Consider the following 15984-nt stretch of genomic DNA (forward strand, 5'->3'; position numbering starts at 1 on the left):
CATATCCGTTACCGCAGCAACGGATATGTACTCAATAACCCCTCCCACCCGTTGATCATATTTCAGCCCAAAAAACGCGGGGCCTGCAAGTGCTTGGCAGGAAACGCCCTCGCATACGCCCGGCACACTCGCAGCACCTGCTCATCGGCAAACCGCGCGCCCACTACATGCAACCCCACCGGCAAACCATTGGCCGCCAAGCCGCAGGGCACTGATGCCGCCGGCTGCTGGGTCAGGTTGAAGGGGTAGGTGAACGGCGTCCATTCCATCCATTCGTCCAGCCCGGAACCCGGCGGCACGTTGTGGCCGGCTTCGAAGGCGGTGATGGGCATCATCGGTGACACCAGAACATCGTAATGCTCATGGAAGGCAGCCATACGCGCCACCAAAGCGGCCCGTGCTTCCAGGGCGGCGCTGTAGTCGCTCAGGCTGATCCGCTCGCCCAATTGCGCGATGCGCAGCAGGCCTGGGTCGATCAGCTCGCATTGGGCGCTGGTCAGTTGCCCGGTCAAGCGCGCCGCGCCAGCGAACCACAGGGTATTGAACACCTCCAATGGATCGCTGAAGCCGGGGTCGATCTGTTCGACATGGGCGCCCAGTTGCACCAGGCCTTCGACCGCCTGGGCGACCACCTTGGCCACTTGCGGATCGACCTGCACATAACCGAAGTTCGGGCTGTAGGCGATACGTAAGCCCTTCAAGTCCGTGCCGTCCTGCAACCACGGGGTGGTGCGGGGTGCGCCGATCAAGCCATCCCGTGCATCGGGTTGCGCGACGGTTTGCAGTATCAACACCGCGTCTTCCACGGTGCGGGTCATCGGCCCCAGGTGGGACAGGATGGTCATGGAACTGGCTGGCCACTGCGGCACATAACCAAAGGTCGGCTTGATGCCAAAGGTGCCGGTAAAGGCGCAGGGAATGCGGATCGAGCCACCGGCATCACTGCCCTGGTGCAGCACGCCCAGGTTCAGTGCCGCAGCAGCACCCGCACCGCCGGACGAACCGCCAGCCGTCATCCGCGTGTCCCACGGGTTGCGGGTGACGCCGTACAGCGGGTTATCAGTGACGCCTTTCCAGCCGAATTCCGGGGTGGTGGTCTTGCCCAGCAGCACCGCTCCGGCCTTGCGCATAAACGCCGAGAAGGGCGCGTCGACGTCCCACGGCCCATCGGCATTTGAGGTGCGTGAGCCCTTGCGAGTGGGCATGCCGACGGTCAATGTCAGGTCTTTGATGGACGACGGTACACCGTCGAGGGCGCCGCAGGGTTGGCCCTTGAACCAGCGTTGTTCCGAAGCCCGTGCGGCGTGCAGTGCGCCCTCGGGGTCGACATGGCAGTAAGCGTTGACCGCCGGGTTGTAGCGCTCGATACGCAACAGCGCATCTTCGGTCGCCTCTACCGGCGACAGGGTTTTATCCCGGTAGCGGGCCAGCAATTCGACGGCCGTCAGGTTGGCAATATCAGTCATGGTGCTTTACCTCCCTGCGCCGCATTAACCATGGCCCGCAGCAACACCGCGCAGCCCGCCGCCAGATCATCCGGCGCGGCGTTTTCGATTTCGTTGTGGCTGATGCCGCCTTCGCACGGTACAAAAATCATCCCCGCCGGGCCCAGTTCGGCGACGAAAATCGCGTCATGCCCGGCGCCGCTGACGATGTCCATATGGCTCAAGCCCAGGGCGGTGGCAGCATCGCGCACGGCGTTGACGCAGGCTGGATTGAAGTCCAACGGTGGGAAGTCGGCGGTAGGCGTCAGCTCAAAGGTCAGGCCGTGTTGCCGGGCAGTGGCCTCGATCACTTGGCGCACTTCATCGACCATGGCTTGCAGCTTGTCGGCGTGCAGGTGGCGCAGGTCGATGGTCATGTGCACCTGGCCGGGAATTACGTTGCGCGAACCCGGATGCAAACTCAGGCAGCCGACGGTGCCGCAGGCGTGGGGTTGTTGTTCATGGGCGATGCGGTTTACCGCGCTGACCACTTGCGCAGCGCCCACCAGGGCGTCCTTGCGCAGGTGCATTGGTGTCGGTCCGGCGTGGGCCTCGACGCCGTTCAGCGTCAGGTCGAACCACTTCTGGCCCAGACAACCCATGACCACACCGACGGTGATGGCCTGATCTTCCAGCACCGGGCCTTGCTCGATATGCGCCTCAAAGTAGGCGCCAACCGGGTGACCTAGCACAGCGCGGGAACCGGCGTAGCCGATACGCTGCAATTCGGCGCCCACCGACAGGCCTTGCTCGTCTTGTTTGTCGAGGGTGTCCTGCAAGTCAAACTTCCCGGCAAACACCCCGGAACCCATCATGCACGGTGGGAAACGCGAGCCTTCCTCGTTGGTCCACACCACCACCTCGATCGGCGCCTGGGTCTGCACATTCAAGTCATTCAAGGTGCGGATCACTTCCAGGCCAGCCATCACCCCATAGCAGCCGTCGAACTTGCCGCCGGTAGGCTGGGTGTCGATATGGCTGCCGGTCATCACTGGCGCAAGGTTCGGATCACTCCCGTCGCGGCGGGCGAAAATATTGCCGATGGCATCGACGCTGACAGTGCAACCAGCCGCCTTGCACCACTGCACAAACAGGTCGCGGGCCTGGCGATCGAGGTCGGTAAGGGCCAGGCGACACACGCCGCCTTTTGGTGTGGCGCCCAGGCGCGCCAGGTCCATCAGCGACTGCCACAAGCGCTCGCCATTGATCAACGGCGCATTGCTATCGAGTGGGTTGGACAAATCCACAGAGCTGTTCATAAGGAATCTCCGGTCAGGCACTCAGGGCCAAATAACGGTTCTTGATCGTCGGGTCCGCGCGGAAGGCTTCGGCGCTGCCTTCGTAGACCACGCGGCCTTGTTCGAGGACGTAATGGCGGTCGGCGAGCTTGTCGCAGACCATCAGGTTCTGTTCCACCAGCAGCACCGGCAGGCCGTCGTCCTTGACCTTGCGCAGGATCTTCACCAGTTCGTCGACGATCACCGGGGCCAGGCCTTCGGTGGGTTCATCGAGAATCAGTAGCTTGGGATCGTTGAGCAGGGCGCGGGCGATGGCGAGCATCTGTTGCTCGCCGCCAGACAGTGCATGGCCGGCGTTTTTGCGGCGTTCCTTGAGGCGCGGGAACATGGCGTAGACATCTTCCATCTGCCAGCGACTGGTCTTGCGCACTGCAATGCGCAGGTTTTCCTCGACGGTGAGCAGGCGGAAAATCCCTCGATTTTCTGGCACCAACGCCAGGCCCTGGCGGGCAATTTCAAAGATTTTCTGCCCCACCAGCGGCTGGCCATTGAAGTGAATCTGGCCCTGGCGCGGGCAGATAATCCCCAGGATGCTGCGCAGGGTGGTGGTCTTGCCGGCACCGTTGCGCCCCAACAGGGTCACCAGTTCGCCGGGGTTGACGGTCAGGGACACGCCTTCGAGGACGTGGCTCTTGTCGTAGTAGGAGTGGATATTGTCGACGGTCAGCATCAGGCGGCTTCTCCCAGGTAGGCGCTGCGCACGCGCTCATCGGCACGGACCAATTGCGGTGGGCCTTCCACCAGGATTTGGCCGTGGCTCATTACCGTGATGGTTTGGCTGATGGACATGACGATGCTCATGTTGTGCTCGATCAACAGCACCGTATGGTCACGACCGAGGTCGCTGATCAGTTGGGTCATGATCGGAATGTCGTCGATGCCCATCCCCGAAGTGGGTTCATCAAGCATCAGCAGTTTCGGTTTCGAGCAGATCGACATGCCCACTTCCAGCACCCGTTGCTGGCCGTGGGACAACTCGCCAGCCAGGGTCTCGGCGCGGGCGGTGAGTTGCAGGCGTTCCAATACCTGATCGGCCATCTCCAGGTGTTCGCGTTTGCTGTCGACCCGACGCCAGAAGTTTAGCGCTTTCATCCCGTCGCGCCCTTGTGCGGCCAGGCGCAGGTTTTCCCGCACGCTGAGGTTTTGGAACAGGCTGGTGAGCTGGAACGAACGGGCCATGCCCAGGCCCACGCGGCTGTGGGCCGGCTTGCGCATCAGGTTCTTGCCGTCGAAATGAATCGCCCCGGCAGTGGCCTGTCGCTCGCCGGTCAGACAGTGAAACAGGCTGGTCTTGCCAGCGCCGTTGGGGCCAATGATGGTGTGGATGGTGCCGGCTTCGACCTTGAGGTTGACGCCATTTACCGCGTGGAAGGCGCCGTAGGCCAGTTCCAGATTCTTGGTTTCCAACAGGATGCTCATGACAGCTTCTCCTTGGTTTCGACGCTGGTTTTACGATGGCCGCGCAGCCGCTCGAACAGCGACGACAAACCGCCCCACAAACCACCGCGCATAAAGATCACCACCAGGATCAGAATCACCCCCAGCAGCATCAGCCAACGCGGCCACAGGTCGGAAAGGAAATCCCCCAGCAGTACGATGGAACCGGCTCCCAACAGCGAACCAAATAGCGAACCGGCGCCGCCGACGATGGTCATGATCAGGATGTTCTCGGACATCGCCAGGTCGATGTTCGACAGCGGCACAAAGTGCAGGAGCATGGCGTACAGCGCACCGGCAATCCCGGTCACCGCGCCGGACAATACGAACACCAGAATCTTGAAGTGGCGGGTGTCGTAGCCGATGGCCGAGGCGCGGGTTTCGTTCTCACGGATCGCCATCAGGGTGCTGCCGAACGGCGAGGCAATCACCCGGCGTGCGCCGATGAAGATCAGCAGGAACAGCACCGCGACAAAGCCATAGAACGCGCGGGCATCGGTCAGTGAAAGCAGCACGGTTTCACCGATACGGATCTCCGGGCGCGGCACGCTGAGCAGGCCGTTGTCACCACCGGTCCAGTCGCTCAAGGTGTAGGCGATAAAGTAGGCCATCTGACTGAACGCCAGGGTCAGCATCACGAAGTAGATGCCGGTACGGCGGATCGCCAGGGCACCGACCAAAAAAGCCAGGAAACCGCCGGCCACCGCTGCGCCTAAAAGCGCGCTGAACAGGCCCAGTTGCAGGTGGATCATCAACAGCGCCGCGCAATACGCCCCGGCACCGAAGAAGATGCCTTGGCCGAACGACAGCAGCCCGGTGTAGCCCAGGAGCAGGTTGCAGGCCAGGGCGGCCATGGCGAAGATCAGGATCTCGGTGGCCAGGGTCGCCGAAGGCAGGACCAACGGCAGACCGATCAACACCGCAAGCACTAACAGCAGCATATAGCGCGACTGGGTCTTGGCGAACGGCAGGGGGTTTTTCTCGCTCATGTCAGGCTCTCCCAAACAGGCCGTAAGGGCGTACCAGAATCACCACGGCCATTGCGCCGTAGATCATCAGGCTCGCACCCTGGGGCCAGAGTGTGGTCATCAGGCTTTGCACCACGCCCACCAGCAAACCGCCCACCAGGGCACCGCTGAAGGAACCCATGCCGCCGATCACCACTACGACGAAGGCGACGCCGAGGATTTCCGGGCCGACAAAGGGCTGGGCGCCGCGCAACGGGGCAAACAGCACACCGGCAACGCCGGCCAGAGCGACGCCGAGGGCGAAGGTCATGGAGAACAGGCGAAAGATGTTGGTGCCCAGCAGCGATACGGTTTCGGTGCTTTCACTGCCGGCACGCACCAGGGCACCGAAGCGCGTGCGCTCCAGCAGCAGCCACAGGCCCAGGCCCACCAGCCCTGAAAAGACAATCAGGAACAGGCGGTAGTAGGGGTAGACGAAATCACCCACCACCAGCACGCCTCGCAGCAATTCGGGCACGGCGACGCTTTTGCCCACTGGGCCCCAGATCATCACGCTGGCTTCCTGGATGATTAGCGCGATCCCTAAGGTCACCAGAATCTGGAACATGTGCGGCAAGTGGTAAATCCGCTGGATCAATAATCGCTCGATCACCCAGGCCAGGGCGGCCACCACCAGCGGCGCGATCAGCAGGGCCAGCCAGAAGCTGCCGGTGAGGCTGACGGCGGTGTAGCAGATGTAGGCGCCCAGCAGGAAAAACGCACCGTGGGCGAAGTTGACGAAGTTCAGCAGGCCGAAAATGATCGTCAGCCCGACCGCGATCAGGAAGTAGATCATCCCCAGCCCGAGGCCGTTGAGTATCTGGAACAGGTAAAGATTGAGCATGCAGGAATCCTCGAACAGGAGGCCGCCCGAGCGGCCCTGTCGTGTGTTACCGGTAATGGTTTAGCGGATCAGCCGAGCACGCAGCCGGTGGCCTCTACCGGCGGGAACGATTGGCCGGAACTGATCACCTTGGCTAGGTCGTCCTTGTCGGCCATATCGCCAGCGGCCTTGCCCACCAGCAGGTAGTAGTCCTTGATCACCTGGTGGTCGCCGGCACGGATCGATTCCTTGCCGGTCGGCCCTTCGTAACTGAGGCCCTGCATGGCCTTGGCCACGGTCGGCCCGTCGAAACTGCCGGTGGCGATGATGGTGTCGAGCATGACTTTGGTGCTGATGTAGTCAGCGGCCAGAGGGTAGGTGGGGTTGATGCCGTATTTGGCTTGGGTCAGTTTCACCAGCTCGCGGTTGAGCGGGGTGTCGACCTGGTGCCAGTACTGCGCGCCAAGGTACACGCCGTCGAGAAGGTCGCTGCCCAGTTCCTGGAACTGGTCGAGTCCGGCGGACCATACCAGCAGCACTTTCATGCGTTCCTTGATGCCGAAGTTGACTGCCTGGCGCAGGGTATTGGACGACTGGCTGCCGAAATTGAGCAGCACCAGCACGTCGGGTTTGGCGGCGATGGCGTTGGTCAGGTAGCCGGAGAATTCCTGTTCCTGTAACGAGTGATAGCTGTTGCCGCAGTGCTCCAGGCCATGTTCGGCGAGTACCGACTTGGCCCCTTCCAGAAGCGCTTCACCGAACACATATTGCGGGGTGATGGTGTACCAGCGCTTGGCATCGGGCAGTAACTTGATCAGCGGCACGATGGTTTCGCGGATCGCACCGTAGGTTGGCACCGACCAGCGGAAGGTTGCACTGTTGCAGTCTTTTCCGGTGACTTCATCGGCGCCCACCGGGGTCATGAATACACCTCCGGCCTTGCCCACTTCCTTGGCCACTGCCAGCGCCGAGGACGACAGGGTACACCCCTGGAAGAACCGCGCGCCGTCCTGCTGAATCGCTTCCTGAACTTTGCGCACCGCCTTGCCGGCATTGCCTTCGGTGTCGATCACCTTGTAGTTCAGCGGGCGACCCAATAGTTCGGGATGCTGTTCCACCGCCAGGCGTGAACCCATGTCGGCAAACTTGCCATAACTGGCAAAGGCGCCAGACATGGACTTGAGGCCATAAAAGGTAAACGGCTCGGCGGCAAATGCAGAGCGCACACTCAACGGAAGGCTGAGGGCGGCTGCGGCGGTGAGGCTGGCTTTCAACAACGTACGACGCTGCATGGGGTGACTCCCTGGTTTAGTTATTGGCAGGAGTGGCAATGGCAAAACGGCGCATCACGGCCTGTGGGCAGGCCTTTTATTGGGGTGGGTCTTATGTAGGAGCGAGCTTGCTCGCGAGAAACCCGAGCGCGCCGATGGGCATCAGATTTCCCGCGTTATCGTTAACGACCCTCGCGAGCAAGCTGGCTCCTACAGGTAAAACGGGGTCAGTGGTTGTGATCGAACTCCAGTAGAAAATGCGGGCTGACTTGGCCTTCGAGCGCGGTCATGTGGTGTTCGGCGTCGCACATGTGCTCATGCATCAAGGTGCGCACGGTGGTTTCATCTTCGGCGCGAAAAGCGATCAGCAACTGCTTGTGATAGTCCAGGTTGGCAGCGTCGAACTGCTTGCGCTTGGGCTTGTAAGCTTTTTTCAGCACCACGAGGTCGCGCAGCAAATCGTTGAGAAATTGCGCCATGAAACTCAGCAGCGGATTGGGGCAGGCACGGGCCAGCAGATTATGGAACTCCAGTTCCGCCAGGCGCTGTTCACGCTGGCCGGCTTCGCTGTCTTCCGGTGCGCTGCAAAAATCCACGTTGTCTTGGAGGGCGCGATAGTCGTCTTCGCTCAAGCGACCGAGCACCGACACGGCCAGTTCCACCTCGATGACCTTGCGCAACTGATAGACCTGCTCGCCATCCAGATGCTGGAAGTGCAGGTAATTGCGCAAGGCGCGGCTGGCCGGCTCGGTGCCGGCCTGATTCAAATAGGCACCGCCACTGGGGCCGGTGCGGGTGCTGACCAGTCCTTCGACCTCCAGCGCCTTGAGGGCTTCACGGGCCGAACCCTTGGAGCACTGGAAGCTTTCCATCAGCTCACGCTCGGTAGGCAAGCGGTCGCCGGGCTTCAGGGCGTCGGTGACGATGGAGCGCTTGACCGACTCGACAATCACATCGGAAAGCTTCTGGCGTTTGCGTCGCAGGGGGCGGCTGAGCATGGTTTTCTATTTATCGTATTAATGCGGATAAATAGCACTTAATAGGGGTTGGCGAGGGGCGTCAACGGCAGGGGTCGTTTTCAGTCAAGAAGGGTCGCAAACAGGTCTGGCGCAGTAATTGCCTCCCTTCACCGCTCAGTCTTTATGCAGGAGCAACCCGACCATGCAATTACGAGCCTTGCGGTATTTCCACGAGGTCGCGCGCTGCGCTTCGTTGCGTAAGGCGGCTGAGCGGTTGTACGTCACGCCGACGGCCGTGAGCCGGCAGATCGAGCACTTGGAGCACTTCTTTGGTGCCGCCCTGATTGAGCGCGGGCCCCGAGGTATCCGTTTGACGGTGGAGGGCGAATGCCTGGCCGAACAGGTAACGTCCACACTCATAGTATTGGTCCCACATATCTTCGAAGCGCGAGCCGTAGAGGCTGGCTTCCAGGCCATAGCCCGGCTTGATCGTGGCGCCCAGATAGCTGATGCGCGCACCGCTGTAGGCGCGGTTACCGAAGGTGGTGGTCAGGCGTTCGGCACCGGTGCCGATGCGGGGGATCGCCCGGTCGAAACTGCCGCCTTGAATCGACAGCCAATCCAGTTCGTTGCTGTACAGCCCCATGCCCTGGAAGCTGGAGGGCAGGGCGCGGTTATCCTTGTAGCGCAGAATCGGGTTGTCGGTCATTAGGCGGCCGGCCTTGAGTTCGGTGCTGGACAGCCGAAAGCGCACATCGCCCACCCCCAGCCGGCTCCAGGTCGGGATGGCGTCGCCGTCGCTGTCCACCAGCACGCGGTCGCCGCCATTGGCCACCTTGCCATGGCCGCGTTCCAGGTTGACCGCGCTGAATACGCCCACGTCCACACCGACACCAATCAGGCCCTGAGTGTAGCCGGAGCTGTACTTGAGCATGCTGGTCTGCACCCAGGTTTCCCGCACGCGGGTCGGCTCGATGCCGCCGGGTTTCTTGATGCTCAGGCGGGTGGTGCGCTTTGTGTGCTGGTTGGAGTAGTAGTGACGCAGGTTCAGGTCCAGGGTGCTGCCTTCAAGAAAACCGGGCGCGCTGGCCTGGGCATTCTCTTGAGCAAAAGCCTGAGTGCTTGTGGCCAGGGTGACGGCCAGCAAAAGACGTGGATACATGGTGAATCCCCACACAAGTAAGACGTAAGGCGACCGTCCCGGCCAAACCCATGGGCTCGACCGGTCAGTGGCGAAAAGACGCGGGACAGTGGGAAGCGGTATCAGCGAACCGGGGCTTCTGTGAGCCGGGTTTCGCGGGCCGATTGGCCAGGCAGCGATGGCCGGGTTTCCTTGGCAAACCAGGCGGCGGTCAGGCACACCACGTTGGCGATCAGCAAGTACCAGACCGGCGACATCGGGTCACCGGTGGTGCCGATCAGCCAGGTGATGATGATCTGCGCGGTGCCGCCAAACGCCGCCACGCCGAAGGCGTAGACGATGGAGAAACCGGTGGAACGTACCGACTTGGGAAAGCTCTCCACCAGCAACACGATCAACGCCGCGCCACTCATGCCATGCAGGCCCGACAGTACGGCCAGGGTGATGAGGAAGGTCGAAGGGCTGGGGTGTTCGGTCATCAGTTGCAGCGCGGGGAACAGGATCAGCAGCAACACCACCCGTGGCGTCATCAGAATCACGCGGCGGCCGAAGCGGTCGCAGAGTATACCGCCGGCGATTGCGCACACTGCCATCGCCGCCCCGGCCACCAGGGTGGAGAGCATGGAAATGCTGGTGGGCAACTTCAGTTCGGTGAGGGCGAAGGTGGTCATATAGTTGAGGAAGTACTGGGTGATGGTGCTGCCGGAGAGGATCAGCAAGCCCAGCACCAGCGCCCGCCGATGCTTACCGCAGACTTCCCGCACCAGCTCGCCGGTGCTGGTCTGCTCGCCGTGGCCGTGGAAGGTTTCTGCCAGGTTGCGGCGGATGTAGATGCCGATGGGCAACACCAGCAGACCGAACACGAACGGCACGCGCCAACCCCAGCTGTTGAGGTCTTCGGGTGACATGACTTTGGTCAGGGTATAACCCACCAGGCCTGCAGCCATCGCCGCGACGCCTTGGGCGACCACTTGCCAACAGGCATAAGTGCCGCGCTTGTGTGGCGGTGCGGCTTCCAGGATGTAAGTGGTGGCGGGGCCGGCTTCACCGCCCCAGGCCAGGCCCTGGATCATGCGGGTGACCACCAGCAGGATCGGCGCGGCGATGCCAATGGTCTCGTAGCCGGGCAAGATCGCAATACTGCCGGTGCCCACAGCCATCATCACCAGGGTCAGCAACATCGCCGGTTTGCGCCCGACACGATCGGCGTAGGCGCCAATCAGTACGGCGCCCAACGGCCGTACGATAAAGCCGATGCCGAAGGCTGTGACCGACAGCATCAAGCTGACGAAGGCGCTGTCGGAGGGGAAAAACGTGTGGCCAATCATCACCGCGAAAGTTGCGTACACACCAAAGTCGAAAAACTCCACCGCGTTGCCCAGCACCACGGCAAAGATGCTCTTTTTGCCAGCGTCCGGGGACGGTGTTTCGGGTGTCTGATCCGGATCGGATCGGGTCAATTGTTCAGTGTGCATACTAGCCCCTCGATTTTAGTTATAAGTCGTCCAGACCCCGGCCGGGTGGCCGAGGAACAGGCGTGTGGGTGGGCAGTTCAGTTACAGCATTAAAGTCAGGACGGGTTCGGCCAGTGGTGGATTGCGCCACGCCAGCTCTCATAGGTTTTAGCAATTTGCAGCAGCCAGATATCAGCGAAGCGCGGTGCGACCATTTGCAAACCGATGGGCATGCCGTCGGCGGCGAAACCGCAGTTGATCGACAGTGCGGGTTGTTCGCCCATATTCCACGGCACGGTGAAGACGATGTGCTCGAACGGTTGTTGCGGGTCATTGCTCGGCGACGGCCACTCGGCGGGGAAGGCATTGACCTGGTTGGTGGGCGAGAGGATCAGGTCCAGATCGCTGAACGCTTGCGCTGCGCGGCGGCGCATTTCGAACGTCTGGTTGAAGCCCTGCACGGCTTGCACGCCCGTGATGTCGGCGCCCGGTGCGGCCCAGTCGCGGATATAGGGCAAGACTTTGTCGAACTGCTCACTGCTCAAGGCCGACAAATCGCCCCATTGCCGGGCGCGCCAGAAGTGGTCGAGGCCGTCGAGTTGTGCGCGGTCCATGATCGGTGGGATCAGCGTGACTTTGGCGCCATGGGCCTCAAACAACCGTGCGGCTTGCTCGACCGCCTCGCAGACAAACCCCTCCGGTTGCAGACCGGCACCGGGTTCGAGCATCAAACCGACACGCAGGCCCTTGACCGACAGCGGTTGGTTGCTCCACTCGGTGGTGAGCGGCGCCAGGCTGGTGGCGTCGCGGGCATCGGGGCGGGCCAGGTGCTGCATCATCAACACGCAGTCGTCGACCGTGCGGGTCATGGGGCCGGCGGTGCGGCCGGTGTAATACGGGTCGATGGGGATTCGCCCCAGCGTCGGTTTGAAACCCACCAGGCCACACCAGGCGGCGGGCAGTCGCACCGAGCCGCCGATGTCGGTGCCGATGTGCAACGGGCCGTAACCGGCAGCGGCGGCAGCGGCGGCGCCGGAGCTAGAACCGCCGGTGTTGTTGGCGACGTTCCACGGGTTGCGGGTGATGCCGTGGAAACTCGACAGGCCGGAGGAGAGCATGCCGAAATCGGGGGCGGTGGTTTTAGCGAGAATGATGGCGCCGGCTTCGCGCATTCGTGCGGCGGGTGGGGCGTCGTTCAGGGCCGGCGTGAGTCGGGTGGCGGCGCTGCCGAGGGGGATCGAGGTGCCTTTTGTGGCGATCAGTTCCTTGACGGTGACGGGAACGCCGTCGAGTACGCCATTGGGTTGGCCTTTGTTCCAGCGCTCGGTGGAGGCTTGGGCTTGCTGGCGGACCTGGCCCGGGTCGAAGGCGTAGAGGGCGCGGATTTTTGGTTCCCAGCGATCGATATGGGCCAGCAGGTGGTCGTAGTAGTCGATGGGGGACAGTTGCCGGCTGGCGAATTGCTCCAGCAGTTGCGCGGCCGTGAGGGTGTGCAGATCAGTCATCGAGCGCTTCCTTGGGGTGGGCCTGGGCTCATGGCGGGTGGCTATTGGTCTGGACTATATAAACCCCTTGGGGGATCGGCCATCACAAACGAGGCAGGGCGGTGTTGCGCTTTTGTGTGCACTCGGGGTGGCGCAAGCAAGTCGGCACGCCTATCTCAGCGGTGATTAACCCTCTGAGCGGTAGTGGCTATTGGCCGTTGCCCTGATAGACTTCCTGCATTCATCCAGGATCAACGAGACCATGCCAGCTACAGGAGGAAAAGGACTTGCGCTCGCCAAACGCCTGTACAAATCCCGCGGCCTTGGGCTGAGCCTCGGGTTTATCTGCGTGGTTGCCGGCATGTATCCATTGGCCCCACCCAACTGGGTCTGGGCCTGGATGATCATCAACGCCTTTGTCTGGCCGCACCTGGCTTACCAATGGTCGCGCCGCGCCAAAAACTCCCTGCGTACCGAGCACCGTAACCTGCTGTTCGATTCGTTTTGCGGTGGTTTCTGGGTCGCTGCCATGCAGTTCAATCCGCTGCCCAGTGTCACCACCTTGTCGATGATGACCATGAACAACGTCGCCATCGGCGGCCCACGGTTCATGCTCATCGGTTGGCTGGCCCAGGCGCTGGGGATAGGCGTGTCGATATTGATATTCACCCCGACATTCATCGCCTTGACCAGCGAAACCCAGCTCTACGCCTGCCTGCCGATCCTGATGATCTATCCCCTGGCCCTGGGTTGGATTTGTTACCGCCAGGCCATCACCCTGGCCCAGCACAAACGCGAGTTTCTGGCCCTGAGTCGCACTGACAGCCTGTCTGGTTTGCTCAATCACGGTGCCTGGAAAGACCACTTGGAAATCGAGTTCCAACGCTGCCGCGAAGAGCAGCAGGGCGCCGCCATCGCCTTGATCGACATCGATCACTTCAAGGTCATCAATGACACCTACGGCCATGTCGCCGGCGATATTGTGCTGCGCCAGTTGAGCAAAGTGCTACGCCAGAACCTGCGGGCCACTGACTTGGCCGGGCGTTATGGCGGTGATGAGTTTTGCGTGATTCTGCCGGACATGCCCCTGGGCCGCGCCACCGAAGTGATGGAGGCCTTGCGCGACCGCTTCAGTTCCCTCGGCTACGCCCAGGACCCGACTTTGCGCGCCAGCCTGAGCATCGGCCTGGCGCCGTATCAACCGTCTCACGACGATGCCACCAGTTGGCTCAACGATGCCGACCAGGCGTTGTACGAGGCCAAGAGCAGCGGGCGTAATCGGGTCAGTGCAGTGCAGGGGAGTTGGCTGAGGTCGGTTTGAGGATCAACAAACCGGCTTTTGTCAGGTAGGGTGTGGCGCTACCTTCCAACAAAAACAAGGATCGGTTCATGACCTTCAATTTTCACCGCACCTTACTGGCCGCCACCCTGGTGCTGTCTTTTGGCTTGGCAATGCCGGCCTTCAGCGCCGAACCTCACAAACTGATCCAGGCCGATGCCGAACAGTACAAGGCCGATGCCCTGAAACTGCTGGAGCGCCTGGTGAATATCGATTCGGGTTCCGGCTACGAACCCGGCCTGACCCAAGTGCGGGACATCGCCGTCGATGAGCTGAAGCAACTCGGTTTCAGCATCGAACTGGTGCCGGATGCTGCCGCCAACAACAGCCATGTGATCGCCACCCTCAAGGGCACCGGCAAAGCGAAAATCCTGCTGATGGCGCACATGGACACCGTGTTCAAGGAAGGTTCGGCGGCCGAGCGGCCGTTTCATATCAAGGATGGCCGCGCCTACGGTCCAGGGGTGATGGACGACAAGGGCGGCATCGTTGCCGGGATCTATGCCTTGAAAGTGCTGAAAAACCAGAACTTCAAGGACTACGCGCAGATCACCTTCCTGCTGGACGCCAGCGAAGAAACCGGCTCCGACGCCGCCACCGATCTGATCAAAAAAACCGCCAAGGCCCACGACGTCACCCTCAACCTGGAACCGGGTCGCCCGGCCGATGGGCTGGTGGTTTGGCGCAAGGGCAGCGCCACCGCCGTGGTCGAGGTCAAGGGCAAGGCCGCTCACGCCGGTGTCGCGCCGGAACTGGGTCGCAACGCGGCGATGGAAGTGGCGCACCAGATCCTGCAACTGGGCAAGCTGGGGGACGAGGAGAAGAAGACCACCATCAACTTCACCGTGCTCAAGGCTGGCGACCGCACCAACGTGATCCCCGATCAGGCCATCGCCAAGGCTGACGTGCGAGCGGCGTTGCCGGAAGAATTTGATCGCATCGAGAAGGATCTTGCGCGGGTTTCGGCCAATAAATTGATTCCGGAAACCGAAGTTAAAACCACCCTGCAACGCGGCTTGCCGCCGATGCCGCAAACGCCGGAGTCGGACAAGTTGGTGGCCATCGCCCAAGGTATCTATGGCGAGTTGGGCCGCAAGCTGACCATCGAAGGCAGCGGCGGTGCGGCGGATGCCAGCCTGTCGGCAGGCGTGGGCACGCCGACGCTGGATGGTTTCGGGATTGTCGGGGGCAATATCCACACTTCAGAGGAATATGCCGAAGTGGAGAGCGTGGCGCCGCGGATTTACCTGTTGAGCCGGATGATCATGGAGCTTTCCAGGCGCTGATATGAAGAATAAGTACTTACTCATCTTTTGAGACTCGTCATTAGCTACGCGAGCGTTGACCGTCATAGAGGTGGATACCTGTTTACGCCATATCGCTTTGCACAAACGCTTCGCCAAGAAAATCGATCAAGGTGCGCACCGACGGCAACAAGCCCCGGCGTGATGGGAAGATTGCATGGACGATCCCGGTTCTCGGCGACCAGCCGGGAATCAGGCTCACCAAGCGGCCCGCCGCGATGTCTTCGCGCACCACCACGCTGGGCAGGTGCGCCACGCCGACACCGGCGCACGCCGCATGCCGCAGGGCGAGCAGGTCATCGGTGATCATTCGCGGGAAATGCCGGATCACCGCACTGGCGCCGTTCTCACCAAACAACTCCCACTGATACTCCCGCTGCCCCGAGCCCCAATGCAGGCTCGGCAAGCCATTGAGGTCGGCCGGCAGCGGTGGGTTCGACAGGTGTGACACAAACAGCGGGCTGCCCACAAGGCACTGGGTGCTGTTGCCCAGCACCTTCATCACCAGATCGGTGTTTTCCAGTGGAGGGAAGCGGATGCGCAGGGCGACATCAACGCCTTCGTGGATCACATCGACCCGCCGGTTGGTGCTCTCGATATGCAATTCCACCAGCGGATACTTGAGCATGTAGCGAGTCAGCATCGGCCCGACCCAGGAGTTGAGCAGGGCGGTGGGGCAGCTCAGACGCACGATACCCTGGGGTTCGGAACGGTTGCGCTCGATCACTTCGGCGGCGCTTTCGGCTTCCACGCGCATCGCCAAGCAGCGCTGGTAATAGGCCTGGCCGATCTCGGTGAGGGAACAATGGCGGCTGGAGCGGTTGATCAAGCGCACACCCAGGCGCTCTTCCAGCTCCGAAATACGTCGGCTGAGCTTGGACTTGGGCATGCCCAGCGCCCGGCCTGCCGCTGCAAAACCACGGTGTTCAACCACCTGGGTGAAGTAATAGAGGGTGTTGAGGTCTTCCACCATCGTTCTCCAA

Annotated in this window: 13 protein-coding genes and 2 pseudogenes; 3 read left to right on the forward strand and 12 right to left on the reverse strand. The window is 61.7% G+C overall.

Translation table 11 applies throughout. From position 1 onward, the window contains the following. Positions 1 to 62: 62 nt before the first annotated feature. The 8 genes from FQ182_RS16690 to FQ182_RS16725 all read right to left on the reverse strand — a co-directional run bounded on the left by FQ182_RS16690 (position 63) and on the right by FQ182_RS16725 (position 8318). Positions 63 to 1466: an amidase gene (locus tag FQ182_RS16690; RefSeq protein WP_149413166.1), complete on the reverse strand. Its 1404-nt coding sequence runs from the start codon at positions 1464 to 1466 to the stop codon at positions 63 to 65. Beyond that, the gene (locus FQ182_RS16695; RefSeq protein WP_149413165.1) at positions 1463 to 2743 is read right to left on the reverse strand and encodes a Zn-dependent hydrolase; all 1281 of its coding nucleotides are present in this window, start codon (positions 2741 to 2743) and stop codon (positions 1463 to 1465) included. Before FQ182_RS16695 ends, FQ182_RS16690 begins: the two co-directional genes overlap by 4 nt. A 13-nt stretch (positions 2744 to 2756) precedes the next feature. Then, positions 2757 to 3452, reverse strand: coding sequence for an ABC transporter ATP-binding protein (locus FQ182_RS16700; RefSeq protein WP_149413164.1), 696 nt, complete (start codon positions 3450 to 3452; stop codon positions 2757 to 2759). Continuing rightward, the gene (locus tag FQ182_RS16705) at positions 3452 to 4201 is read right to left on the reverse strand and encodes an ABC transporter ATP-binding protein (protein ID WP_149413163.1); all 750 of its coding nucleotides are present in this window, start codon (positions 4199 to 4201) and stop codon (positions 3452 to 3454) included. Before FQ182_RS16705 ends, FQ182_RS16700 begins: the two co-directional genes overlap by 1 nt. Then, the gene (locus FQ182_RS16710) at positions 4198 to 5208 is read right to left on the reverse strand and encodes a branched-chain amino acid ABC transporter permease (protein WP_149413162.1); all 1011 of its coding nucleotides are present in this window, start codon (positions 5206 to 5208) and stop codon (positions 4198 to 4200) included. Before FQ182_RS16710 ends, FQ182_RS16705 begins: the two co-directional genes overlap by 4 nt. A gap of 1 nt (position 5209) precedes the next feature. Next, positions 5210 to 6070: a branched-chain amino acid ABC transporter permease gene (locus tag FQ182_RS16715; protein WP_003215751.1), complete on the reverse strand. Its 861-nt coding sequence runs from the start codon at positions 6068 to 6070 to the stop codon at positions 5210 to 5212. Between the two features lie 68 nt (positions 6071 to 6138). Next, positions 6139 to 7341 (reverse strand): ABC transporter substrate-binding protein, encoded by a 1203-nt coding sequence (locus FQ182_RS16720; RefSeq protein ID WP_149413161.1) that lies wholly within the window; start codon positions 7339 to 7341, stop codon positions 6139 to 6141. A 206-nt stretch (positions 7342 to 7547) separates the two neighbouring features. Beyond that, on the reverse strand, positions 7548 to 8318 hold the full coding sequence (locus FQ182_RS16725; protein ID WP_149413160.1) for a FadR/GntR family transcriptional regulator: 771 nt from the start codon (positions 8316 to 8318) through the stop codon (positions 7548 to 7550). 163 nt (positions 8319 to 8481) lie between these two features. On the opposite strand from FQ182_RS16725, the pseudogene FQ182_RS30355 reads away from it, so the two are divergent. Continuing rightward, positions 8482 to 8607, forward strand: a pseudogene (locus tag FQ182_RS30355) (LysR family transcriptional regulator); the annotation flags it as partial. 90 nt (positions 8608 to 8697) lie between these two features. On the opposite strand, the pseudogene FQ182_RS16735 reads toward FQ182_RS30355, so the two are convergent. From FQ182_RS16735 to FQ182_RS16745, 3 genes and pseudogenes are all read right to left on the reverse strand, one after another. Beyond that, positions 8698 to 9441: pseudogene (locus FQ182_RS16735) on the reverse strand (OprD family outer membrane porin); the annotation flags it as partial. Positions 9442 to 9542: 101 nt separating this feature from the next. Then, entirely contained in the window at positions 9543 to 10895 is a 1353-nt protein-coding gene (locus tag FQ182_RS16740; RefSeq protein WP_256666205.1) for a citrate-proton symporter, read from the reverse strand. A gap of 95 nt (positions 10896 to 10990) precedes the next feature. Continuing rightward, entirely contained in the window at positions 10991 to 12379 is a 1389-nt protein-coding gene (locus FQ182_RS16745; protein WP_149413159.1) for an amidase, read from the reverse strand. 241 nt (positions 12380 to 12620) lie between these two features. On the opposite strand from FQ182_RS16745, the gene FQ182_RS16750 reads away from it, so the two are divergent. Together FQ182_RS16750 and FQ182_RS16755 are read left to right on the forward strand one after the other, a co-directional pair. After that, positions 12621 to 13679: a diguanylate cyclase gene (locus FQ182_RS16750; protein WP_149413158.1), complete on the forward strand. Its 1059-nt coding sequence runs from the start codon at positions 12621 to 12623 to the stop codon at positions 13677 to 13679. A 68-nt stretch (positions 13680 to 13747) separates the two neighbouring features. Next, positions 13748 to 14983 carry a M20/M25/M40 family metallo-hydrolase gene (locus tag FQ182_RS16755; RefSeq protein WP_149413157.1) on the forward strand — a complete coding sequence of 412 codons (1236 nt, stop codon included), beginning with the start codon at positions 13748 to 13750 and terminating at the stop codon, positions 14981 to 14983. Between the two features lie 82 nt (positions 14984 to 15065). Here the strand turns inward: FQ182_RS16755 and FQ182_RS16760 are convergent, their stop codons facing one another. After that, positions 15066 to 15974, reverse strand: coding sequence for a LysR substrate-binding domain-containing protein (locus tag FQ182_RS16760; RefSeq protein ID WP_149413156.1), 909 nt, complete (start codon positions 15972 to 15974; stop codon positions 15066 to 15068). Positions 15975 to 15984: the final 10 nt, after the last annotated feature.

Origin of the sequence: Pseudomonas sp. ANT_H4 (assembly GCF_008369295.1) — a bacterium.
In the GTDB taxonomy this organism is placed as follows: domain Bacteria; phylum Pseudomonadota; class Gammaproteobacteria; order Pseudomonadales; family Pseudomonadaceae; genus Aquipseudomonas.